22 protein-coding genes are annotated in these 22371 nt (G+C 46.7%); 16 read left to right on the top strand and 6 right to left on the bottom strand.

Features of this window, described 5'->3' with window-relative positions; all coding sequences use genetic code 11:
- The gene (locus tag AAC052_RS02655) at positions 1–249 is read left to right on the top strand and encodes a hypothetical protein (protein ID WP_339810728.1); all 249 of its coding nucleotides are present in this window, start codon (positions 1–3) and stop codon (positions 247–249) included.
- On the opposite strand, the gene AAC052_RS02660 is transcribed toward AAC052_RS02655, so the two are convergent.
- The 3 genes from AAC052_RS02660 to AAC052_RS02670 all read right to left on the bottom strand — a co-directional run bounded on the left by AAC052_RS02660 (position 239) and on the right by AAC052_RS02670 (position 4899).
- Positions 239–2329: a M56 family metallopeptidase gene (locus AAC052_RS02660; protein WP_339810729.1), complete on the bottom strand. Its 2091-nt coding sequence runs from the start codon at positions 2327–2329 to the stop codon at positions 239–241. The two genes, AAC052_RS02655 and AAC052_RS02660, sit on opposite strands and share 11 nt — an antisense overlap.
- 2 nt (positions 2330–2331) lie before the next feature.
- Complete coding sequence (locus AAC052_RS02665; RefSeq protein ID WP_317490076.1) at positions 2332–2724, bottom strand: BlaI/MecI/CopY family transcriptional regulator; 393 nt, start codon at positions 2722–2724, stop codon at positions 2332–2334.
- Positions 2725–2904: 180 nt separating this feature from the next.
- The gene (locus tag AAC052_RS02670) at positions 2905–4899 is read right to left on the bottom strand and encodes a tetratricopeptide repeat-containing sensor histidine kinase (RefSeq protein ID WP_339810732.1); all 1995 of its coding nucleotides are present in this window, start codon (positions 4897–4899) and stop codon (positions 2905–2907) included.
- Between the two features lie 209 nt (positions 4900–5108).
- Between AAC052_RS02670 and AAC052_RS02675 the strand changes: the two genes are divergently transcribed.
- The 7 genes from AAC052_RS02675 (at position 5109) to AAC052_RS02705 (ending at position 11734) form a co-directional block, all read left to right on the top strand.
- Positions 5109–6683, top strand: coding sequence for a D-aminoacylase (locus tag AAC052_RS02675; RefSeq protein ID WP_339810735.1), 1575 nt, complete (start codon positions 5109–5111; stop codon positions 6681–6683).
- A 52-nt stretch (positions 6684–6735) separates the two neighbouring features.
- Complete coding sequence (locus AAC052_RS02680) at positions 6736–7302, top strand: TetR/AcrR family transcriptional regulator (protein WP_339810737.1); 567 nt, start codon at positions 6736–6738, stop codon at positions 7300–7302.
- A gap of 36 nt (positions 7303–7338) precedes the next feature.
- Positions 7339–8595, top strand: coding sequence for a beta-ketoacyl-ACP synthase II (fabF, locus tag AAC052_RS02685; RefSeq protein WP_317490071.1), 1257 nt, complete (start codon positions 7339–7341; stop codon positions 8593–8595).
- A gap of 148 nt (positions 8596–8743) precedes the next feature.
- Positions 8744–9106, top strand: coding sequence for a BlaI/MecI/CopY family transcriptional regulator (locus AAC052_RS02690; RefSeq protein WP_317490070.1), 363 nt, complete (start codon positions 8744–8746; stop codon positions 9104–9106).
- On the top strand, positions 9103–10785 hold the full coding sequence (locus AAC052_RS02695; protein ID WP_339810739.1) for a TonB family protein: 1683 nt from the start codon (positions 9103–9105) through the stop codon (positions 10783–10785). Before AAC052_RS02690 ends, AAC052_RS02695 begins: the two co-directional genes overlap by 4 nt.
- Positions 10786–11018: 233 nt before the next feature.
- Positions 11019–11171, top strand: coding sequence for a carboxypeptidase-like regulatory domain-containing protein (locus AAC052_RS02700; protein ID WP_339810740.1), 153 nt, complete (start codon positions 11019–11021; stop codon positions 11169–11171).
- A 119-nt stretch (positions 11172–11290) separates the two neighbouring features.
- The gene (locus AAC052_RS02705; RefSeq protein WP_339810741.1) at positions 11291–11734 is read left to right on the top strand and encodes an NUDIX domain-containing protein; all 444 of its coding nucleotides are present in this window, start codon (positions 11291–11293) and stop codon (positions 11732–11734) included.
- 51 nt (positions 11735–11785) lie between these two features.
- Here AAC052_RS02705 and AAC052_RS02710 read toward each other — a convergent pair whose 3' ends face one another.
- Together AAC052_RS02710 and AAC052_RS02715 are read right to left on the bottom strand one after the other, a co-directional pair.
- Positions 11786–12931 carry a serine hydrolase domain-containing protein gene (locus AAC052_RS02710; protein ID WP_151997076.1) on the bottom strand — a complete coding sequence of 382 codons (1146 nt, stop codon included), beginning with the start codon at positions 12929–12931 and terminating at the stop codon, positions 11786–11788.
- Positions 12932–12940: 9 nt separating this feature from the next.
- Positions 12941–13561: a hypothetical protein gene (locus AAC052_RS02715; RefSeq protein ID WP_339810743.1), complete on the bottom strand. Its 621-nt coding sequence runs from the start codon at positions 13559–13561 to the stop codon at positions 12941–12943.
- 179 nt (positions 13562–13740) lie between these two features.
- On the opposite strand from AAC052_RS02715, the gene AAC052_RS02720 reads away from it, so the two are divergent.
- Genes AAC052_RS02720 through AAC052_RS02730 form a run of 3 tightly spaced genes read left to right on the top strand, consistent with a single transcriptional unit; the run spans position 13741 to position 15931 of the window.
- On the top strand, positions 13741–14568 hold the full coding sequence (locus AAC052_RS02720) for a LytTR family DNA-binding domain-containing protein (protein ID WP_339810745.1): 828 nt from the start codon (positions 13741–13743) through the stop codon (positions 14566–14568).
- 30 nt (positions 14569–14598) lie between these two features.
- On the top strand, positions 14599–14901 hold the full coding sequence (locus tag AAC052_RS02725) for a DUF1330 domain-containing protein (protein WP_317490064.1): 303 nt from the start codon (positions 14599–14601) through the stop codon (positions 14899–14901).
- Positions 14902–14935: 34 nt separating this feature from the next.
- On the top strand, positions 14936–15931 hold the full coding sequence (locus AAC052_RS02730) for a nucleoside hydrolase (RefSeq protein WP_339810748.1): 996 nt from the start codon (positions 14936–14938) through the stop codon (positions 15929–15931).
- A gap of 4 nt (positions 15932–15935) precedes the next feature.
- Here AAC052_RS02730 and AAC052_RS02735 read toward each other — a convergent pair whose 3' ends face one another.
- On the bottom strand, positions 15936–17123 hold the full coding sequence (locus tag AAC052_RS02735; protein ID WP_339810749.1) for an MFS transporter: 1188 nt from the start codon (positions 17121–17123) through the stop codon (positions 15936–15938).
- A gap of 237 nt (positions 17124–17360) precedes the next feature.
- Between AAC052_RS02735 and AAC052_RS02740 the strand changes: the two genes are divergently transcribed.
- The 5 genes from AAC052_RS02740 to AAC052_RS02760 all read left to right on the top strand — a co-directional run bounded on the left by AAC052_RS02740 (position 17361) and on the right by AAC052_RS02760 (position 22330).
- Positions 17361–18080 carry a sulfotransferase family protein gene (locus AAC052_RS02740; protein ID WP_317490060.1) on the top strand — a complete coding sequence of 240 codons (720 nt, stop codon included), beginning with the start codon at positions 17361–17363 and terminating at the stop codon, positions 18078–18080.
- Between the two features lie 123 nt (positions 18081–18203).
- Positions 18204–19109: an aminotransferase class IV gene (locus AAC052_RS02745; RefSeq protein WP_317490059.1), complete on the top strand. Its 906-nt coding sequence runs from the start codon at positions 18204–18206 to the stop codon at positions 19107–19109.
- A gap of 88 nt (positions 19110–19197) precedes the next feature.
- Positions 19198–20421, top strand: coding sequence for a hypothetical protein (locus AAC052_RS02750; RefSeq protein ID WP_317490058.1), 1224 nt, complete (start codon positions 19198–19200; stop codon positions 20419–20421).
- A 114-nt stretch (positions 20422–20535) separates the two neighbouring features.
- Positions 20536–21657: an aminotransferase class III-fold pyridoxal phosphate-dependent enzyme gene (locus AAC052_RS02755; protein WP_339810750.1), complete on the top strand. Its 1122-nt coding sequence runs from the start codon at positions 20536–20538 to the stop codon at positions 21655–21657.
- Between the two features lie 100 nt (positions 21658–21757).
- Positions 21758–22330: a YceI family protein gene (locus AAC052_RS02760; RefSeq protein ID WP_339810751.1), complete on the top strand. Its 573-nt coding sequence runs from the start codon at positions 21758–21760 to the stop codon at positions 22328–22330.
- The last annotated feature ends 41 nt before the right edge of the window (positions 22331–22371 follow it).

Genomic DNA, 22371 nt, shown 5'->3' on the forward strand with positions numbered 1-22371 from the left:
ATGCGTGAAAACTTAGATCAAAAGATTAGGCCAGGTGAACTTCCGGAGCCAAAATTAGAATTATATTTTATCACAAGCCAAGGGAAGGTGAAGCTATGGTACTACAACCTATACAAACGGCAACAGATGCCTTTTCCTTGCCTGGCAGATGGGAATTTTCTAAAAGTCAAAAGCTCCATGCCTGCACAAAAAAAGGCTGACCCTGAGGCCAGCCTTTCAACTTTATATGGACTTGAAATTAAAAACTAAAACTCATGTTCATTTCTTCATTGCTATTCTCATCAAACGTGTAGCCATCGCCAAACTTCTCCTGAATAAGTTTTCGGTACTTTTTGTACATCTCGGCAGACTGCCTGTCTCCATTAACCGTCAGCTCTTTCCCGTTGATCCTTAGTTTGAAATGGTCGTCCTTTAAAGAGATAATACCATCCTTCACCAGCTCTGACCTGAGTTCCTTCTCGAAGACCTTCATTTTCTCCTCGTGCAATCTCATTTCGGCTTCCATCTTCTTCATTTCAGTCTGCTGAATAGCAAGCATCTTTTTTTGCTCTTTCATCATTTCCTCCTGATGCTTCAGCATTTCTTCCTGATGTTTTTCACCAAATTCCTGCGCCATTAACGCATGCTTTTCTGCCATTTCCCTGTGTCGCTCCGCCATTTCCTCGGCCATCTGCTGCTGATGTCTGGCCATTTCTGAGGCCATTTCCTCATGATGAAGCGACATGTTCTCTGCGGCCTTGCTCATTTCAACAGCCCTTTCAGCCATTTCCCTCGCCATGTGCTCTTGCATATGAGCCATTTCCCGGGCCATATCCTGCATGTGCATTGCAAATTCCCGTGTGTCTGCCGGTGCGGGCGCATCCCAAACGACAGTGTCGCTTCCTGTTGCTGCTGCCTCCCATACCCTATCAGCTGACTGGGAATAGCTCCACCTGGCTCTCGGGGCTGCCAGCGAGTACATGTCGGGAGAACCTGCCTGCAAAACCGCATCCATTGGGGGTAAGGGGGGAGTTCCTGGTAAAGGGAGCATACTAGCCCGATCGCTCACCGGGGCCAGCGCTGGCAATGGAGCAGCTTCCCCTTGAATCAATGTGTCAGCGCTTACCACCACCGCTACAGTGGCTTCACGCTCTTCCACAGGTTCAACTTCAGCAACTACAAAAGGCTCCTCAGATTGAACAGGCTCTGTCATCTCTATTGCTGGCTCCACCTCTATTGGCTCCTGCGCCACTTCCTCCTGAGCGGGTATTTCTTGTACCATTTCATAATCGATTCCTTTCAATGCCGTGAGCGTGCTCAGGCAAAGGCCGGCAATAATGGCTATGGCCAGCAAATTACCGTCTCTGTTTTGTGCTTTCATTGTTTTGTCGTTGATTATCCTTTTTATTCTATTGAGTAATGAGTTTCTATTACCTGAAAACCCTAAGGCCACGTTGCTGGTCAGTTTCCACTCTTCCACATGGGTGAGTGCCAAAGCCAGGCTCATGCTGTTGCCACTTAACCGGACGGCTATATCATCACAGCAGTTTTCTCTTTCGCTTCTGATGGCTGAGCCAATCACCCAAACACCAGGGTGATAAAAGAAAAGCACCTCCACGCAGCACTGCAGAATATTGACCAGGAAATCATGGCGACGAATATGGGCTATTTCGTGGGCAAGGATAGCCTCCACTTCGCTGGTTGATAAGCTGGACGCCAGACCGATTGGGAGCAAAATGACGGGTTTAAAATAGCCCACAAGCACTGGCGCCTTCACGAGTAGGGACTCCATAAGGAGGACGCCTTTACTCACTCCGGAAGCTTTAAGCAATAAATTAAATGCTTTTATCAACTCCTCACCGGGCTCTAAAAGTCCCTGCTTGCGAAGCCTCCCGGAATAGAAGTAGCCTCCAATATTTTGAGCTGACAGCAAGGCTATTCCAATAAGCCAAACTGTCACCAGAAACGAATGGTATTTGTAAAAATAATAAGTCCTGATTTCGTCCAGCCATCCTACATAAAATGGTACTTCAGCCGTTTGCGATACTACATCAGCAGCTCCTGTGGTAAACTCAGCCAGCTGGGTTGTGCCCACCTCCATCTCCGGCGTGCTGGAAGGGCTCACATGGGCCAACTCGTTAAAAGTGTAAACAAAAATCAGCAGCATAATGGCGGGGAGCAAGCTAAGGAATGAAAGTCCCGCTACATATTTGGACTGCGCACTGTAAGACTTCATGATCCATCTCACACCGAGAAAAATAACGCTTAACAGTGCCCCTACCCACAAAGAGTGGAGAAATGTCCACCCAAGGGCTTGCACAAGTGTGTCAGATAAGTAAGGTCGAAGCATGTTCATTCCCGTTCTCCTTTCTTGTTTTCGAGCTGATCATCCAGAAATTTTCTGATTTCATCCAGCTCAGCTTTTGTTGTTTTATTATTGCCGAGTGCCTGCATCACCAGCTTGGAAGCCGAGCCCCCAAAAGCCGAATAGAGTAGCTTATCCATCATGGTTCGCTGCGTATCGCTCTCCTTCATCAGGGGCTTGTACACATGGGTTCTGCTGCTTTCATCTCTTTCGAGCAAGCCCTTCACCGTCATAATTTGCATGATCTTGAGTGTGGTAGTGTAACCCACCTCTTTCTCCTTGCTCAGCATTTCATTGATTTCTCTTACGGTAGAGGGCCCTTTTGTCCAAAGGACATTAAGTACCTCTAGTTCTGCATCTGTTGGTGTGCTTTTGCTCATTGTGATTTCTGTGATATACGAATACTTTCGTAGTTCAAATATAGGAACTGATTTTGAACTCGCAAGAAGTTCTACGAAATATTTCGTAATGAGGTTTCTGAAAACGACTCACAGTCGGTGGTCGGTCGCAACTAAAACATACACTAAGCTGGTTTGAAAATAAGAAATGAAAAAGCCCGATCAGGAGATAAAGAACTCAAGCATGAAGACGCTTTCTCCCTGGTCGCCGTTATAATCAACCACCCTTCCCTTGAGCTTGCTCATGGCCTTCCTCACCAAATAAAGGCCAAGGCCATTGCCCTGAGAAATTGGGCTTCCTCTGAAAAAAGGCTCGTATATTCTGCTTCTGATTTCGTGTGAAATACCTACGCCATTGTCACTGATCAAAATTCCCCATCCCTTTTCAGTTAATCTGGAACTGACCTTGATAATCTTTTGCTCTTTTCCCTCATCGGTGAAAATGAAAGCATTTTCCAAAAGATTAGTGAGTATTAATTGCAAAAATCGTGTGTCGGTTGCAACGATCATTTCATCAGGCACTTCTACAATCAATTGCATTTTCAAAGCTGAGAAGTCATCGTCAAATCCAGCTATCACTTCCTGCACAACGTCCCTCAAGTTAGTCTGAACAATAGTTGGCTCCAAAGTATTGACTTCGTGGATATATGTCATCTTCAGCAACATCCTGTCCATTTGCTTAGCGGTCTTTCCCACCTTAGAAAACAGCTCACTTGTTTCCGGGTCTTTGCTTAGCGTGCGACCCAATGAGTCGAGCCCGATCAAAGTTGTAAGCGGGCGTCTGAAGTCATGAGACAGCCGATATATAAATGTATCAAGTTCTTTTACCGTGCTGGCCAGTCGTTCCGTTCTCCTCTCGACTTCCTTTTCGAGCTCTTTGTTAAGCTTGACTTTTAATTGATTACTTCTGTTCAGCACTATTGCCAGTACAACAGCAAGCAAAGTGACGAAGGCGCCTCCATAAATAAGCACATTTTTATAGGCTATTTCTTTGTCCTTTAGCTCATTTTCCTTTTCCAGAAGCTGTAATGTTTCCAGCTTGGTTTTGAAATCATTGTTTGACTGAATCAAAGCAAGCTCTTTAGACTTCTTTACTTTTTCGACGGAATCTGCCATGGCGTCGTAAGTATTCTTAAAGTCGATGGCCTTTTTATATTCCCCCATGGCATAAGCCAACTCAGCTCTTCGTTTGAAATAACTGGCGTACGACATCTTATTTTGACTAATGACCTGATAGGCTGAGTCAAAATATGTTTGAGCTGTCAAAAGATCGTTACGGCCTTGATATATACTGGCTATGGCAAGGTAGTCGGAAGCGATGCTGCGGAAAGCTTTGTGCTTTTTACTAACGTTGAGGTCAATTTTAATCAGCATTTCGGCCGAATCAAGCTTTCCCTGCTTGAAGAAGACATTGCCCATGTTGCCATGGATAAGCCCAACCCACATGTCACTTCGTCGCTTACCTGCAACCATCAATCCTTTGTCATAGGCATCGATAGCTTCCGGATAATTCTGAAGCGCATAGTAACAGAGCCCCATGGTGTTATAGGCACTGACTACGTCTGTCGTTGTAAATTTGTCCCGCTCCATCCATTCTTCAATGGAAAAAAAATGCAACCCCTTATCAAGCGCCGCAAGCGCTTCTTTGTAGTTGTCGGAGGAGTAGTGAAGGTTAGCGACGTGATAATAAGCCCGAAAGGCCTGATCAGGATAGTTGTTTGTTTCCGAAAGCTCCGCCGCTAATAAAAAATGTTGTAACGCTTCTTCTTTGGAGCCCACTGAATTGTATACGTTACCTATTTCAAGGTGGGCCAGCGCTTCCTCATAGCGCATATCAAGTTTCCGGGCAGCATTCAATGCGTTCTCAAGAACCAAATAAGCATCTGTTCTTGATACAGATCGGCTTAGTTGGCCGAGTATAATTTGCAGATTGACGATATTGACTGTATGACCTAACTGCTCCTGCTTGCTGATTTCGTCCTTCAGCCACACAATCACACTATCTCTGTTTGCTTTCTTTCTCAACTCGTGAAAATAGTCCCGATAGAAAGTGGAAGGATACTCTGCGTCGTTGAGAGGTACCACATCCTGAGATCCCTCTGCCAGCAGATAGCTAAGGTGAAAAACAGTGAAAATGATACTAAAAAGGAATCTCATAATTAACAAATGCACACACAATCAACAAAAAGACGAGTTAAGCCAAATGAAGGTGTGCTTCCGGCAAAATAAGGCAAAAGAATCAGATAAATAGCCATCTTCGAGGTATTCTGGGAAATTAGCCGCTGCCAAGTTTCCAGTCATATAAGAATTGGTTAAAGTCAATGCCATTTTTTTGCAACTTCTATCATCAAAAAGCCAAACCCACTATGAAATATCTGTTATTAGGCCTATTCACAGGTGTTACTCTTTTTGCTGGCTGTCAGCAAAAAATGCCATACGATCTGGTCATTCTCAATGCCCGGGTGTACGACGGCCTCGGCAATGAGCCCATCCTCAGTGACATTGCCATCAATGGCGACACCATTGCCGCCATTGGAAAGCTAAAACACGGCGGTAAGGACACCATCGACGCCTCCGGCCTGGCGGTTGCTCCTGGTTTCATCGATCTTCATACACATATTGAGCGGCTGCTGCAAATTCCCTCGGCCTCCTCCCACCTAAGGCAAGGGGTCACGCTCACCCTGGGTGGACCCGATGGCCGCAGTCCCTGGCCTTTTCAGTCCTATTTGGATTCACTTGCTGAAGTCAAATTGGGCCCCAATGTCGCCTACCTTGTGGGTCACAACACCATAAGAAGCAACATCATGGGTTTGGAGGACAGGCAACCTACCCCGGCAGAACTCACCGCCATGAAAGCGCAGATCGACACTGCCATGCAGGCGGGTGCCTTCGGAATATCAACGGGCCTTAAGTACCTGCCAGGAGCATTTTCAACAGTGGACGAAGTCATTGCGCTATCAAAAGTTGCAGCGTCGTACGGTGGAATCTATACCTCACATCTGAGAGAAGAAGGCCTTGGACTGATCGAGGGGGTGCAGGAGGCCATTCAAATTGCGCAGGAAGCGACAATACCTGTTGTGCTCACTCATCACAAAGCCATTGGGCTCCCCATGTGGGGCGCCAGCAAAAAAACATTGGCCATGGTCGATTCTGCCAGGGCTATTGGCCTCGACGTGATGATGGATCAGTATCCATATACTGCCAGCCAAACAGGGATTTCGGTGCTCATTCCTGCATGGGCAATGGAAGGCGGGATTGAAAAGTACAGGATCCGGCTAAACGACAAAAAAACAAGATCGGACATAAAAGCGGGAGTGGAATTCAATATCCTCAACGACAGAGGAGGTGGAGATTTGAACAGGGTACAATTCGGCCGAGTTAAATGGAAGCCAGAGCTGGAAGGGAAAACTTTAAAGGACTGGGCTGAAATGGAAGGCCTCCAGCCCACCGTTTCCACTGGTGCCGAGCTCGTCATGAAAGCCCAGGAAAACGGGGGAGCCTCCTGCATTTTCCATGTCATCAACGAAGAAGACGTGCAGCGGATTATGCAGCACCCGATGGCCATGGTGGCCAGCGACGGTTCGTTGGTTGAGCCGGGCGATGGGCACCCCCACCCGAGAAGTTATGGCACTTTTCCCAGGGTGCTTGGTCACTATAGCCGGGAACTGGGAGTGATCCCGATGCCGGAAGCCATCCGAAAAATGACCTCACTTCCAGCTGCCCGCCTGGGCCTGACGAATCGGGGAAGCATCGCAGTTGGCAGCTTCGCCGACCTGGTCGTCTTCAACCCCGAGACCATTGCCGACAAAGCGACTTTTGAAAACCCGCATCAGTATCCGGAAGGTATTATTTATGTCATTGTTAATGGAATTATTTCTGTAAAACCCGATGGCTCAATAAATCCAGGCGCTGGGAGGGTTCTGAAAAGGGCCCGAAACTAATATGAGAAAACTTACGTTTGTAAACTTACTAATTAGTAAGTAAGTTTGCGCTGTGGCACGCCTTGATACACGTCAGCAGATACTGGATTTGGCTGAAGACCTCATCCGCAGCAAAGGATACAACTCCTTTAGCTACCATGAGATATCTCATACCTTGGGTGTGAAAAATGCGGCTGTTCACTATCACTTCCCTACCAAAGAAGTGCTGGGCCTTGAAGTAATCAGGAGCGCCATACAGCGGTTCAAAGACTTTAAGGAAGAAACCGCCTCATTGTCGCTTGAGGAACAACTGGATGCCTTCATTCAAACCTATTCAATAAACTCAGAAAATGACAAAGTCTGCCTGGTGGGTGCCATCAGTGTTGAATTCTACGGGTTGCCGGAGAATATGACGAATGTGATGAAGGGCCTTACCCGCCTTATTCATGACTGGGTCACCAATCTTTTGGCAATGGGGAAAGCTGAAGGTATGTTTACGTTCGACATGAAACCCGAAACGAAAGCAACAATGATCATTACCAACCTGGCGGCGGGCGTGCAAATAGCCAGGCTCATGGGAAATGAAACTTTCAGTGATTTGATCAAGGGCATCAAAACCGATCTGGGATTAAACAAATAAACCATCTGAAATAAATATTAACGCTTACATACAACCATGCAACAGCCTCATAGAGTAGTTATTACAGGCCTTGGAGCCATCACCCCGCTTGGAAATACGGTCAAAGAATTCTGGGACGGCCTGGCCGCCGGAAAGTCTGGCGCTGCCAACATTACACGTTTTGATGCGTCAAAATTCAAGACTCGTTTTGCCTGCGAGGTCAAAGGTTTTGACCCCTTACAGTATATGGACAAAAATGAGGTTCGGAGGAATGACCTGTTTTCTCAATATGCCATTGCCGCATCCGAGCAAGCCCTCGCCGATTCAGGCATTCTTGCATTCTCCGACCTCAACAAAGACAAAGTGGGAGTAATCTGGGCATCTGGAAACGGCGGACTGCTTACGTTACAGGAGAACATCTCAGAATTCGCCCTAGGCGATGGCACGCCAAGGTTCAATCCATTTTTAGTTCCGAAAATGATTGTCGACATCGCCTCCGGTATCATTTCTATTAGAAATGGACTTCGGGGACCAAACTTCACTACCGTTTCAGCGTGCGCAAGTTCCAACACAGCTCTTATTGACGCCTTCAACTACATCCGGTGGGGCAAAGCGGTGGCGTTTGTTACCGGTGGTTCAGAAGCTGCAATCAACGAAACTGGTGTAGGCGGCTTTGGTGCCATGAAGGCGCTCTCGACCAGAAACGAAAGCCCTGAAACAGCCAGTCGCCCTTATGACACCGACCGTGACGGATTCGTCATCGGCGAGGGAGCAGGAGCTCTTATTCTGGAAAGCCTGGAACATGCCACGATGCGTGGAGCAAAAATCTATGCAGAAATCGTAGGCGGTGGCATGTCGGCCGATGCCTACCACCTCACAGCCACCCACCCCGAAGGCGAAGGAGCCGCTCTGGGCATGAGGGCAGCGCTGGAAGATGCTGAGATAGGCCCTGAGGCCATCGACTATATCAATACGCACGGAACCTCAACCGGCGTGGGAGACCCAAGTGAACTGAGGGGTATTGTTTCCGTTTTTGGAGAACACACCAGTAAGATGAACATCAGCTCTACCAAATCTATGACAGGGCATGCCCTTGGTGGTGCTGGAGCTATCGAGGCACTGGCAGGAATCATGGCCATTCAAAAACAACTCGTGCCACCTACAATCAACATCCAAAACCTCGATCCCGGCTTACCGCAAGGCCTGAACCTCACAGTAGGCAAGGCGCAATCCAGGAAAGTGGACTATGTGATGAGTAACACTTTCGGATTTGGGGGCCACAATGCAACGGTGATTTTGAAAAGGTTCAGCTAGTAAACTAGAGCACTCGAAAATTTGAAGGCATCCCGATTGGGGTGCCTTTTTTGCTTTTACCCACCGAAAAAATATTTCCACTTTACTATTTGAACTTTAAAACTAATAGATTAGTTTTATTCTTAATTGATTAGTTTTAAGATTTAGCATGAAGGAATTAGCGAGAGTAGAAGAGCAGATAATGAAAATATTCTGGGCCTTAAAAAAGGGCTTGGTAAAAGACGTGTTGGAGAAAATGCCCGATCCAAAACCGGCTTACAATTCCGTTTTGACGACGGTGAGAATTTTGGAAAAAAAAGGCTTTCTCGATCACAAAGCCTATGGCAAAACACATGAGTACTACCCTATTATCAGCAAAGAAAGATACACCGTCTTCTACCTGAACAACTTTCTAAAAGGGTATTTCAACGGGTCATTTGAAGGCCTGGTATCCTTCTTCGTGAAGGAAAACAACTTTTCGGAAGAAGAAATCGAAAAATTGATGGAAGAAGTAAAAAAACAACAAGAATGAACAATTACCTCTCTTACCTCATGGAGGCAAACCTCGGCCTGCTGCTTTTTGCACTAGCCTATCTTGCCCTTGTTCAAAAAGAGCAGTCCTTTCTTTTAAAAAGGCTTGTACTCCTTGTGATGCTGACGAGTGCCGCTATACTCCCATTGCTGTCCTTCAGCGTCAATGTTGGCGTAAACGAAAATAGTCTAGCTGAAGTCAACGGATACTATCTGCCAGGTATCCTTCTCTCTGCCGAAAAAGCAGCCGCTTCCCCAGGCGGAGAAGCGCTCAGCGTTCTGACTGTTTGCTTCTGCCTCTACTTTGCCGTCACAGCCTTTCTTTCGGCCCGACTATTACTTAGGCTAACTGCGCTTTTGAAGCATAGATCAAGCGGGCATTTCATCAAAAACATTGGCAGAGTCAAAGTATACGAAGTTCCAAGTACTGACCACGCTTTCTCATTTTTCCATCACATTTTCATTGGGCAGATAACCGATCTCGATGAAGATTCCAAAAACAAAATTATTGAGCACGAGCTTGTGCACTACCGGGAGTGGCACAGCCTTGACATTCTGCTTGTTGAGCTCCTGCAAATCATGTTCTGGTTCAATCCGGCTATTTACCTACTGAAAAATGCTCTTGTAGAAGCCCATGAATACCGGGCAGACGAACTATCAGTAAAAAAAGGAGAGGAGCAGATCTACTGCAGCCTTATTGCCAGGCTGGCGCTTACTGGTGCCGGCTATCACATAGCGAATCATTTCAATAAATCATTAACACTAAAAAGAATTGCCATGATTAAGTCAATGAAACAAAAAACAGGGTGGTGGAAGCTGGCAGCGCTTGCTCCTATCCTGGCTGCATTTTTTATAGCTGTCTCCTGTCAAGAGCAAGGCGAAAGCCTTGTAGCAAATCAGTATCCTAAGGAGGTGCAAGCTGACATACCCACCTTCAAAAAAATGTACCCTGATAAAGAATTCGTTTACATGGAGCTATCTGCAGACGAAGCTAGGAGTTCATTAGGGGATGGATACATTCTTTTAAAAACCTACCCAGTATCAGAAGACAAGCAGGGCTACCTCCTGGCAAGTCTAACAGACGGAGAGTTATTTACCGTAGTAGAAGACGTTGCCGAATATCCAGAGGGGATACAGGCACTTTATCAGTTCATGTCTTCAAACCTAAAATACCCAGCCATCGCTAAAAATAAGGGCACAGAGGGCAAAGTACTAGTAGAATTTGTAGTTGAAAAAGACGGACGAATTACCAATCTGAAAATCAACTCAGGGATTGGAGACGGATGTGATGAAGAAGCCATGAGGGTAATCGAGACTTCTGCACCCTGGAAACCCGCACAACAACGTGGAAAGAAGGTTCGTCAACGAATGATTTTGCCCATCAATTTTTCACTCACTCCCGATGCTAAATCCAATGCCCCCAGTCATGCTACCCTTGTGAATGATAAGTTCGTGATCGATAGCTATCAAGTGAAACAAGTTGGCAACATAAAAGAGATAACTGGCATAATAAAACTAGAATCAGGGGAGGCAATACCCGGCACTAATATTGTTCTGGCTGGAACAAGCTCTGGTACGGTTTCGGATCGTGACGGATCATTTAAACTACAGACTTCGCTACAGAGCGGTGAAGTGGTATTCTCATTCGTAGGCTTCGATACCAAGAAACTAACTTTTTAGACATCGGCGCTAAAATCTTAGTGGTTAATATGGCAAGGGATGCGCTCGAAAAAAGGCAATTCATTCAATGTGGCTGCATGAATATGCGCTCTGGTGTTCTAGTATTCATAAAGCGGGGGAATTTGTTAGTGTTTATCTTTTTGCGATCATTCGGCAGTCTCGAAATCCTGGAGGCATTGAGGTACTTTTGCTGAGAAACACATTATTAAATTCAGCTATCATTCCCTTAAACCTTGGAGATTCTTCTTCCAGAAATCATCTTTGCCGGAGCAACAATTGGCACTGTCTCTGATCTCGACGGAACATTTAAGCTCGTAACTGAAGCCGAAAGTGGCGATCTGATCGTTTCATTCGTAGGGTTTAAAACTCAGAAAACCGCTTTTTAATTATTCCCATGTTGTAAACTTGACATTGCCAGGCAACAGAAAATAGACTGTTATTTTTGGATACTTTGAATTTGTGCCCACTACTTTGAGTGGGCATAATTCGTTATCAATAGTTAAACATGAAACAATACCCAGAACCAACGGTAGGTGCTATCATCTTCAACCCCGAGAGCAAAGTCTTGCTATGTAAGTCAAAGAAATGGGGAGACAAATATGTTTTCCCCGGCGGTCACATAGAGCTGGGCGAAAAAATGGAAGATGCATTGATTCGTGAGGTAAAGGAGGAAACTGGCCTCGAGATCTTTGACATCCAACTCATCAGCCTGCAGGAAGCCGTTTACAGCGACACATTTGAAGCCCAAAGGCACTTTATATTTATCGACTTCCTTTGCAAAACCAACTCCTCTGAAGTGGTTTTGAACGACGAAGCAGAGGAGTTTGAATGGGTGCTACTGGAAGAAATTGAAAGCTATGACCTGGGTGGGTTTACGAGGCGGTTTTTTGAGGAATTGAAAGTAGAACACTCCACATTCAAGGTAACTCTGCTCTACAATTACATATAGGGACTGAATACGATGAAAAGCTGGCCCCCGATACTCTGAGGACCAGCTTTTTTATTCTTTCAACAACATATCGAAAAGAAACTGCTTTCTCGAAGGGCCATTTCGGTTTCTGAAAAACACCCCAACGGCGTCGTGTTCAACAAAAAAAAGCAAGAGCGATTCCATGCCCACTTCGCCACCGCTGTGCCCAAAAGCGTCGCCATAGGCAGTATTCTTCCAGTAGCTCAACCCAAGGGTGTATCCGCAAACCCCTTCGTCAATAGCATCCGGTCCGCAAGGAACAAACATCATCTCGCTGAGCGACTCAGCTGTCAGCAATCCTCCGGCGAAGAGCCCACGGGCAAACGCAGTCAGGTCTTGCACGGTGCTCACCACGCCGCCTTCCGGGGTGCCTATCACGCCATCATCATATTTCGACGATTCAATCAGCACTCCCTTGCCACTCAGGTCAACATAGTTCTTAGCCCGGCGGGGGTTCCTAAAGTCAACCATGTAAGTATCCGTCAAACCGACAGGGTCAATCACTTTCTCTTTTACTACAGCTTCAAACGGCTTTTTGGTTACCTCCGCAATTATCCAACCCAGCATCACATAACCCGAATTGCTGTAGTTCCACCCCTCGCCCGGAAAAAAGTCCGCCTTCTTGCCGTAGTTATACTTCCGCAATGCCTCGTTTGCCGAGCGCTTGATCGACGACGGGTCGTTCATCATGTCAAAAGTATACGCTTGCATGTAGTAGTAATCTGGTACACCAGCCGTATGATTCAATAGCTGCCTCACCGTCATTCTGTCAACATGTTCAATGTTGCCTTTCAGCTGCGGCAAATAGGTGCTCACCTTTTCGTCGATGTCAATTTTTCCTTCCTCCTGGAGCAACAGCACTGTGGCGGCAGTAAACATCTTGGAAATACTGCCGATCTGAAACTGGTGGCAAGTCTGCATAGCAGTACCATTTTCCAGGTCGGCTTGCCCAACGGCCCCAGCCCAGGTATTCCCGGGTTGGCTGATCATGGCCACCACACCCGGACTACCAGTTTCAATCCAGTATTCTTTAAGCAATGATTCATAAAAAGTCGCATTCGGCACTTCATAGGCACTCGTGTTGCAATCCGACACCTCAGGGCCTGGAGCCACTTCTCCGGCGCAGGAACTAAACAGCAGGCAAGTGGAAACAATAAAAAAATTGGTGGGTTTCATTGTAGTACATTAAAAGTTGGAGGAAAAAGGAATTCTTGCTCCTATGTGGAACAAATGGTGGGGGAAAACAGGTGTATACTGATTTCGCGCCAGCTCGGCTATCGTTTGCGTTTCGGCAAAAACAGTCATACTCAGGTTCGAACGTTTGCCCAGATTGTAGCCAATGCCCAGAGAGCCTGTGAGAAGCCACGGTGAATAAAATGCATGATGCTCTCTGGTGAAGGTTCCGTCGCCATTGTCTTTGTAGCCGTTTTGAGCCATCAGGTTAACTGCCTTGCCAGCCCCCAGTGAGAAATAAGCTTCGAAGCCTCCTTTGGTGGCGAGGCGGATTGTGGGTGCCGTCGACACCATCCAGGAATTTTGCATGCGCTTGTGCACATACCAACCCAGGTTGACATCCTGACCAACGCTAAAAATACCTTTGGTAAAGTAACTCCACTCGGTGCCCACCCTTAGGCCATACGACAATGAAGGGTTGGGCACGCCCGACAGGCTATGACCAAACCCCTGGCAAAGCACACTAACTTTTAGTGACGGCAGTTGCTGAGCTTCTGTTGCATGCTGGCAACCCATAATGGCGAGCAACAGGTAACTGTTCAGGAGCATCTTTCTTTTTAAGTTCCTTTTCATTCTGCTGAGTTTTTTTTTACAGTGCGTTGAACGTCACAAAAGCGCATCCGTTAGCTTGCTACGGCCTTTTTAAGAATGAAAGAACAAATTGAGCGCCCGAAATGACCGTTTAAGCACCCGAAAGAACAGTCCGAAAAATCCCAACAAACAGATTTAGCGAAAAACTATATTTGTGAAATATGGAGCATCGTTCACATCGCTACCAGGACAAGTGGCTTTGGCTGCTTGTTCCCTTCTTTGGGGTGCTTTACCGCCATACAGGCGAGACGGCTTCGCTCAAAGACCTGCTCAGCACCCCTATTTACTACCTCGACGTAGCTACGGCCATATTGGTGATCGGCATTATTTTTACAGTCACAAGAGCAACCATTGTACACCTTGACAGGAGAGTGGCCTGGGAGGGGCAAGCTGCTCTTCGGGCCTTTATCCAGGGGTTTGTTGTGTACGGGTTTACTGTGCTGCTAACTGTGCTGGTGAGCTTTTTCTACAACGAATTCTTCATGACCAGACCACCTGAGTTCAATGTCGCCGTAGTCTTCGCATACGATGTGCCTTTTGCGTGCCTGATTGTCACCATCATTCAAATGGCCTACGGTCTGCTCTATATGAGGGCACATTATGAGGCGAGGCTTGAGCAAAAAGCAGGAGCCCAGGAAGCAAATACCGTGTCCAGAAAGACGATTTTAGCCAACTTTGGAAAAACCAAAGTCCCTCTGGCCTCTTCAAGTATTGCTTACGTGCACAAGGTGGGCGACTTCAATGCGCTGCAAACCTTCGAAGGCAAAGAATACACTTTAGACGACACGCTCGATCAATTGGAACAATGGCTGGAAAAAACTGATTTTTTCAGAGTCAACCGGCAGTGTATCGCTCAGCGGAGAGCCATCGTCTCTATGAAAAATGACCCAACGGGTAAAGTACTGTTAAAACTATCGCCGAGTCCGACGGAAGAGATCACTGTCAGTAGGAAAAAAGCGCAGGAATTCAGAAGTTGGATGGAGCAATAGAAAACTTTTAGCTGAGCCTATCAAAAAAACATGCTATACCTCACCCAACTTATCTACATCAAAGAAGGAAAGGAAGATATCTTCAATCAATTTGAAGCCATCGCCATTCCACGAATACCCATCTACAATGGGAAGCTGCATTTCAGGCTTCGTCCATCGAAGGAGTCGTATATCGACATTGCGATAGAAGAACCCTACGAAATTCACTATGTAAGCTTCGAATCACAAACCGACTTCGAGGCATATATGAAAGACGAGGAAAGAAAGAAGTTTCTGCACCTGAAGGAAGAGTCGATCAAGTCGGTGACTTTGATAAAAGGAGAGAAACTATAGAGTGACAGTTAGCAATATATTGTAGCAAAAAAAGATGAAGAATTTTAGTCTCCTAACAGCTGTAGTCGTTCTCCTTGGCAGTGCGGCTTGTGATGATAAAGCCAAAACCCAGACAGAATCCGTTCAATTGATCTTCGACACGGACTTTGGGCCGGACTACGATGATGTCGGAGCGATCACCCTCCTCCATGCATTGGCCGACAGTGGTCAGGTGAACATTCTGGCGACCGTTGCCAGCTGTAGCCACCCGAACGCAGCTGCGGCTATTGACGTGTTCAATACTTATTTTGGAAGGCCAGGCTTGCCCATCGGTGTGCCTAAAGGCCCATCGGTAGCCGACACCGACAAGCAGCACTGGACCGATTCGGTAATTGCTAATTACCCCCATCGGCTACAGTCAAATGATGAAGCACCAGGTGCTGTGGAGGTCTACCGCAAGGTATTAGCAGCGCAACCCGACGGCAGTGTGACCGTCGTTACGGTGGGCTTTTTCACCAATCTTGCCAACCTCCTCAACTCGGCTCCCGACCAATTCAGCGACCTGAGCGGCAAGCAACTTGTGGCCGAAAAGGTGAAGCAGCTGGTAAGCATGGCAGGCTGGTTTCCAACCGGGGCGGAATACAACGTAAAAAGAGATCCTATCGCATCGATGCAGGTGATGGAAGAGTGGCCGACGCCTATCCTACTTAGCGGATTTCATATTGGGCAAAAAATCAAAACGGGACTTCCTCTGATCAATAACGCAGCTATCAAAAACAGCCCCGTAAAAGATGTCTTTCGCATTTCTATTCCATTAGATCCACAAGACTCAGCAGGGCGCATGAGCTGGGATCAGACGGCAGTATTGGTAGCTGTAAAGGGCTACGATCCCTACTACAGCATTGAAACCGGCCACATGTCGGTCGACTCAACCGGCACCAACACCTGGGATACAAGCGGTAAGGACCATGCCCGCCTGGTGGAGAAAATGGAGGTGCGCAAAGTCAATACGTTGATTGATGACTTGATGATGTATCAGCCGAAAAAGTAAAATATCAGGCCCTTTGAATCGTCTTACTCATCGAAGTAATGATGGCAATGAGGCTGCCAATAACAGCGATGAAAAGGAAAGATGCACGCAAGCTGCTGGCCTCGGCAATAAACCCAATGAGAGGCGGGCCTAAAAGAAACCCAAGAAAAGAAATAGAGCTCACCATGGTTAGCGCCATACCCGCCGACATGGTTTTAGATTTTCCAGCCACTGAATAGGCAAGAGGCACCACCGACGACACACCAAAACCTACCAAAAGAAACCCAATCAGTGCTGTTGCAAAATAGGGTAAAGCCACAGCGAACAGCAGCCCGCTGGCAATAAGAATACCACTACCTTTCAACACCGTGCCTATTCCAAATCTATTTGTGAGCCGGTCGGAGATAAACCGCCCCCCGGCCATGGTCATCATAAAAGCACTAAAGCCCAGCGGCACCCATGCCTCCGGCGCCTCTACTACTTTTTTGAAGTAAACTCCGCTCCAGTCGAACATACAACCCTCGCTCATCATACCACACATGGCAATGAGTCCAATTTTTACCAGGGTTCCGTCAGGTTTTACCCACTTGAATTTGCCGGTATTGCGGTTTACATCTTCCTTAAGTGTATGAGGGTAATTGATCGAAAGAATAACAACCACCAATGCCAGCATGATCAGGTAATGAATCTGCGGCTCTATACCGAGCGCCACCATCAGCGTGCCAATGCCCGCTCCGGTGAAGCCCGCCAGGCTCCAGGTGCCGTGAAATGAAGCCATAATGGTTCGCCCGTAATGTGTCTGAACCCCGATGGCTTGTGTATTCACAGCGATATTCACCGTATTCCCAAAAAAACCATAAATGAAGAGCCCGACACTCAGCATAGCCACGCTGGATGAAAAACCGAGAAAAGGCAAAGTGAGAGCGTACCCAAGTGTTGCAACCAGCACCACCAGGCGACTGCCCAGCTTGTCGATAATGACTCCGGAAAACGGTAGCGAAGCAAGAGAGCCCAACGGCAAAATCAACAGCACACCGCCAAGGGCTGCTTCGCTAAGTCCCAGTTTAAGCTGTATATCGGGAATCCTTGCTGCCCAGCTGGAAAAGTTAAGACCGTGCACAAAAAAGATAGAAGCCACGGCAATGCGAAGCCTTGTTTTATTCAAAATTACAGAGGAAGTTTGGTCGGTCATATCCATGAGGATCAACGTCATTGAGTTAAGAGGTTAGCGGTCGATATCACCTTCCTAACCCCAACCCTAAAGGGAGAACCCAATGTTAATTGAGCCCTTTAGGGAATGAAAGGGTAAAATGCTCTTAACTCAATGGCATGCAAAAATCATCAAACGGATGCACGGATGAAAGCTTAAAAGGGTATTTATCACCGAAACCGATTGTATTACTACCATTTACACCCAAATCAAAATATATTCGCTTTTCATCATCAGTCTATGACGCTTCGCATTTCAGTTTGGTCCGGCCCACGCAATGTTTCCACCGCTTTGATGTACTCATTTGCTCAGCGCCCCGACACGGCGGTGGTGGATGAGCCTTTATATGGTTACTACTTAAAAACAACGGGGTCGGAGCATCCGGGGAAAGACCATTTGCTGGAAGTTTTGGAAAAAAACGCCGACAAAATTATCTCCAAAACTATCCTGGGCTTTAACGGTAAACCGGTCTACTTTATCAAAAACATGTGCCACCACCTCGTTGGCCTCGATGAATCGTTTCTTGATGAGCTGGTCAATCTGTTTCTCATTCGTGACCCAAGGGAAATGCTTCCGTCGCTTGTTAATCAGCTGCCGCACCCTGCGCTACGTGATACCGGGCTGGACAAGCAACTAGAGCTCTTTAAGAAACTAAAAGCCGCAGGCAAAGAAACATTTATTTTCGATTCAAAAGACCTTCTGCTTAACCCAGAAGGGATGCTCAGAGCGTTTTGCAGCTTTGTTGGTATCCCATTTTACAAACAAATGCTGGCATGGGAAGCTGGTGCAAGGCCGGAAGATGGAGCCTGGGCTCCCTATTGGTACCACAACGTGCATAAGTCGACTGGCTTTGCCCAGTACACTCCTAAAAATGAGAAAATCCGGCCCGACCTGCAGCCGCTGATGGATGAAAGCATTGAACTATATGAAGAGCTTTACAAAAGTGCTGTCAAAGTGTAAATTACACCAAAAAAACACCCGGCAAACCTTGGAAAATTCGCCATTAGCCTCTTGTACTTAACTAATTACCTTTTAGTCTACCTGCACATTGTCGAATAACCTTCAACCAATAACTTTCTTCCCATGGATCCAAAATTACCTAACCCAAAAAACAACGACATCAAAGTATATATCGATGGCCAGTTTTACGCCCGTGAAGACGCCAAGGTGTCTGTGTTTGACAGCGTGGTGCAGGGCGGCGATTCCGTTTGGGAAGGCTTGAGAGTGTATGACGGGAAAGTGTTTATGTTGGACGAACACCTCGAAAGATTGGTCAACTCAGCCAAAGCAATGGCTTTTGAAGGCACTCCATCGAAAGAGGAAGTGAAAAAGGCTGTGGTAGAAACGCTGAAAGTGAATGGCATGATGAGCGATGCGCATATCAGGCTGACGCTCACGAGAGGCAAAAAGATTACCTCCGGCATGAATCCAAAATTGAACCAGTATGGCCCCACACTCATCGTGCTGGCTGAATGGAAGGCGCCTATTTACACGACTGAGCAAGGTCTGACCTTGATTACGTCCTCCATCCGTCGCAACTCCCCGCAGTGTCTGGACTCAAAAATCCACCACAACAACCTGATCAATAATATCCTGGCGAAGATCGAAGCTAACCATGCTAATTGCGACGGCGCTGTGATGCTTGACCTGAATGGCTACGTGAGCGAGACCAATACAACCAATATTTTCTTTGCAAAAAAGGGAGAGCTTATCACACCGTTCGCTGATTTTTGCCTTCCCGGTATTACCAGAGCGCTTATGCTCGAGCTGGCTGAAAGAAATGGTGTGAAATGGAAGGAAAAGAACATTACGATTGCCGAGATGTACAACATGGACGAGATGTTCACCACTGGCACAGAGGGTGGATTGGCAGCGGCAGTTCAGGTGGATGGCAGACAGATTGGCGATGGGAAAGTTGGGCCTGTAACCAAGCAGTTCCAGAAATGGCATGAGGAAGAGACGAAAAAAAGAGGGGTTGTAATTGGTTAACTTCGCATAAACCGTAGAATATTTATTCTCCACTTCCTACCAAACTCAAGCATTGGACGTCTTATATTTACATTAAATGAGATGCCTTATGAGAAAATTGGCTACACTTCTGTCTATTTTCGGCTTTATTGCTTTATCCTCATGCCAGCAGGAAGATCTTTTAGATGTACCTCTTCGCCCGTCTTACCTTGTTGGTTACCCAAAAGAGTCTGGCATTGACTTAGGGTTCATTAGTCGTAGTGGTCTCCTGCCGGGAGCGCTCAGTTCACTTCCCGTCAAGGGAAACAAACCAGACTCCTACGACATCTTTGTTTCTACAGATGCAAAAGCTGAATTCACAAGGGTATCCACGCTGTTCACAGACGGTAACCGGCTTTCTATTGAGAATTTAACCAATGGCACACCCTATTATGTCACCGTAGCAGGAAATAAAAAAGGACTGGCTTCCGTCCAGTATGACACCATCATGGTGGTTCCTTCTAAGCCCAAACAACTTACAAAGGGCTCCTGGGTTTACGACCATGCCGAAAACATCTCGTTCTCACCGACGACGGACAGTGCGGCTTATATTACTCGATATATCTATAGCAATTGGCGTGATACGCCTGACCTATATATTTTCCCTTATTACACAAACGAACCACGCCGGATAGAACACAATGTAAAAGAATGCGAGTGGGCACCTTCCGGCAGACTTATTGCTTTTTCCAGAAGGCTTGACGCCAATGATCCTTCAGGAAAGGATCTCCAGCTATCAGTTTACGATCTCGGCAAAGACACTACTATCAATTTGCCGGTTTTCTCCACGACTTTAGGTTCTATGACATTTTCACCCAACGGTGAATGGATTTACTACATTGACGGCGATGAAAATGAAAATGATCTGGTTTGGCGAATTAAAATAGATGGAAGCTTCAAAGAACCAGTCATTGGAAGGCAAAGCTTTGCTCTAGAGAAGTCATCCAATTTCGTGATTGACAAAATTACCCTCAGCCCGCACAGTGAGGAGGTGTATTTTTCCGGCAGTGAAAATAATTACCAGGTTATATATAGGCACAGTTTAAAATCTAAAACTTCTCAAATTCTATTTGATGATCCCTGGTCTTCTTACTTGCCAAGCATTTCACCAGACGGTCAAAAGCTAGCCTTTTTTTCCACAAGGAGCGGGGCGACGGAAGTCTGGACTTACGACCTCTCACAAAGCAGCCTCAAACAGAGAACTGGGAGCCCTCTAGGGGGGTGGTATGGGCTTGAGATTGAGTGGGTAACAAACTCCGAATTGAGCATTGGAAACCGTCGATTGCAGCTTTAAAACGACACTCGAATTCCAGAGACCGAAATCTTTGCGCAGAGGCACAAAACCGTCCAAATTTCTTAAGGTTAATCAGCCGTTTTTTTCATCTTTGCTGCCTTATTCTCAAGCAAAATGAAACTATTCGACGTTTACCCTCTTTTCGACATCACACCGGTAAAAGCGCAGGGCTCCTGGCTGTGGGACAACAAAGGAGATAAATACCTTGACCTTTACGGAGGTCATGCGGTCATTTCCATCGGCCACTCTCATCCGCACTATGTGGAGAGGTTAAGCGAGCAACTTTCGAAAATTTCATTTTACTCCAACAGCATCAAGAACCCCCAGCAGGAAGAGTTGGCAGAAAAGCTGGGCAACATGTCTGGTTATCCTGACTATCAGCTTTTCCTTTGCAACTCAGGAGCCGAGGCCAACGAGAATGCATTGAAGCTGGCCTCCTTCGTTACTGGCAAAAAGAAGGTCATTGCGTTTGACAAGGCCTTCCATGGCCGCACATCCGGTGCGGTGGCTGCCACCGATAATCCGAAGATCGTGGCGCCGTTCAACGCCGGTCACGAAATCGTTTTTTGTCGGCTCAACGATGAGCAGGCTTTTACCGAAGCGCTGGATGCTGACGTAGCTGCGGTCATTATAGAAGGCATCCAGGGCGTTGGTGGCATCCGTATGCCGAACGACTCATTCCTGCAGTTTATAGACAAGAAGTGTAAGGAGAAGGGATGTGTTCTCATTCTCGATGAAATTCAATGTGGCTATGGCCGAACAGGCAAATTCTTTGCTCACCAGTACGCAGGCATCAGACCTCACATCATCACCACTGCCAAAGGGATGGGCAACGGCTTTCCTGTGGGAGGCGTGCTCATTCACCCTGACATCAAACCGTGGAGTGGCATGCTGGGCACGACATTTGGCGGCAACTACCTGGCAGCCGTGGCTTGCCTGGCTGTGCTTGAGGTGATGGAAAGCGAGAAATTAATGAACAATACCCTTTCTCTGGGCAGCCAATGGATCAAAGAAATTCAGGAACTTGTTGGCCATCAAAATGTGAGGGGCAGAGGCCTTATCATAGGATTTGACTTACCTGACACGAAAACAACGGCGAGGAAAGATTTACTGGTAAAGCATCGCATTTTTACAGGCGAAGCAAAGCCCAATACCATTCGCCTTCTCCCCTCGCTGGCATTAAAAGCCGAAGAAGTCGATCTGTTCAATGAGGCATTAAAGTTGGAGCTGTCCTGAAAGTGTTAGCAAACTTCATTAAAAACGGATAGTTGGTCTATTAGCAAAACAATAACTGCGGCAATCCGTTATCTGTACCAACACATAAACTTATTGTACTATGAAAAAACTTCTTACACTTATTTTTGCAGTAGCCAGCACACAACTATTTGCTCAAAGCTGGGAGTTGGACAAATCCCACACCAACATTAAATTCACCGTCACTCACATGGTAGTTTCTGAAGTTGACGGCACTTTTGGCGACTTCTCAGGAACTGTAACCGGAGGTGATGACAAATTTGTTGGCGCAGCGGTTGAATTCACTGCTCAAACTGCCTCAGTGGATACCGACAGCGAAAGAAGAGACACCCACCTGAAATCAGATGATTTCTTCAATGCAGAAAAATTCCCTACCATCAAGTTCAGCGGTAAAATCGTAAATGAAGGCGGTAAGTACTACCTGGCAGGAAACTTCACCATGCGTGATGTGACTAAGCCAGTAAAATTCGATGTTAAGTACAATGGCAAGGTTGATACAGGAAGAGGCATGAAAGCTGGTTTCAAAGTAACAGGCGCTATCAACAGATTCGACTACGGATTGAAATGGGATGCTGCGCTTGAGGCTGGCGGACTCGTGGTGGCCGATGAAGTTCAGATTACTTGTAATGTTGAGTTGAATGCTCCGAAAAGTTAATTAACTTTGCGGAGGTTTCCATTTTAACATAACCCGAGAAT

The organism is uncultured Imperialibacter sp. (genome assembly GCF_963974565.1).
Classification (GTDB): domain Bacteria; phylum Bacteroidota; class Bacteroidia; order Cytophagales; family Cyclobacteriaceae; genus Imperialibacter; species Imperialibacter roseus.

Excerpts from the sequence above, each read along its gene's own strand:
- AAC052_RS02655 (WP_339810728.1), top strand. The coding sequence starts at position 1 with ATGCGTGAAAACTTAGATCAAAAGATTAGGCCAGGTGAACTTCCGGAG.
- AAC052_RS02660 (WP_339810729.1), bottom strand. The coding sequence starts at position 2,329 with ATGCTTCGACCTTACTTATCTGACACACTTGTGCAAGCCCTTGGGTGG.
- AAC052_RS02665 (WP_317490076.1), bottom strand. The coding sequence starts at position 2,724 with ATGAGCAAAAGCACACCAACAGATGCAGAACTAGAGGTACTTAATGTC.
- AAC052_RS02670 (WP_339810732.1), bottom strand. The coding sequence starts at position 4,899 with ATGAGATTCCTTTTTAGTATCATTTTCACTGTTTTTCACCTTAGCTAT.
- AAC052_RS02675 (WP_339810735.1), top strand. The coding sequence starts at position 5,109 with ATGAAATATCTGTTATTAGGCCTATTCACAGGTGTTACTCTTTTTGCT.
- fabF (WP_317490071.1), top strand. The coding sequence starts at position 7,339 with ATGCAACAGCCTCATAGAGTAGTTATTACAGGCCTTGGAGCCATCACC.
- AAC052_RS02690 (WP_317490070.1), top strand. The coding sequence starts at position 8,744 with ATGAAGGAATTAGCGAGAGTAGAAGAGCAGATAATGAAAATATTCTGG.
- AAC052_RS02695 (WP_339810739.1), top strand. The coding sequence starts at position 9,103 with ATGAACAATTACCTCTCTTACCTCATGGAGGCAAACCTCGGCCTGCTG.
- AAC052_RS02705 (WP_339810741.1), top strand. The coding sequence starts at position 11,291 with ATGAAACAATACCCAGAACCAACGGTAGGTGCTATCATCTTCAACCCC.
- AAC052_RS02710 (WP_151997076.1), bottom strand. The coding sequence starts at position 12,931 with ATGAAACCCACCAATTTTTTTATTGTTTCCACTTGCCTGCTGTTTAGT.
- AAC052_RS02715 (WP_339810743.1), bottom strand. The coding sequence starts at position 13,561 with ATGAAAAGGAACTTAAAAAGAAAGATGCTCCTGAACAGTTACCTGTTG.
- AAC052_RS02720 (WP_339810745.1), top strand. The coding sequence starts at position 13,741 with ATGGAGCATCGTTCACATCGCTACCAGGACAAGTGGCTTTGGCTGCTT.
- AAC052_RS02725 (WP_317490064.1), top strand. The coding sequence starts at position 14,599 with ATGCTATACCTCACCCAACTTATCTACATCAAAGAAGGAAAGGAAGAT.
- AAC052_RS02730 (WP_339810748.1), top strand. The coding sequence starts at position 14,936 with ATGAAGAATTTTAGTCTCCTAACAGCTGTAGTCGTTCTCCTTGGCAGT.
- AAC052_RS02735 (WP_339810749.1), bottom strand. The coding sequence starts at position 17,123 with ATGACGTTGATCCTCATGGATATGACCGACCAAACTTCCTCTGTAATT.
- AAC052_RS02740 (WP_317490060.1), top strand. The coding sequence starts at position 17,361 with ATGACGCTTCGCATTTCAGTTTGGTCCGGCCCACGCAATGTTTCCACC.
- AAC052_RS02745 (WP_317490059.1), top strand. The coding sequence starts at position 18,204 with ATGGATCCAAAATTACCTAACCCAAAAAACAACGACATCAAAGTATAT.
- AAC052_RS02750 (WP_317490058.1), top strand. The coding sequence starts at position 19,198 with ATGAGAAAATTGGCTACACTTCTGTCTATTTTCGGCTTTATTGCTTTA.
- AAC052_RS02755 (WP_339810750.1), top strand. The coding sequence starts at position 20,536 with ATGAAACTATTCGACGTTTACCCTCTTTTCGACATCACACCGGTAAAA.
- AAC052_RS02760 (WP_339810751.1), top strand. The coding sequence starts at position 21,758 with ATGAAAAAACTTCTTACACTTATTTTTGCAGTAGCCAGCACACAACTA.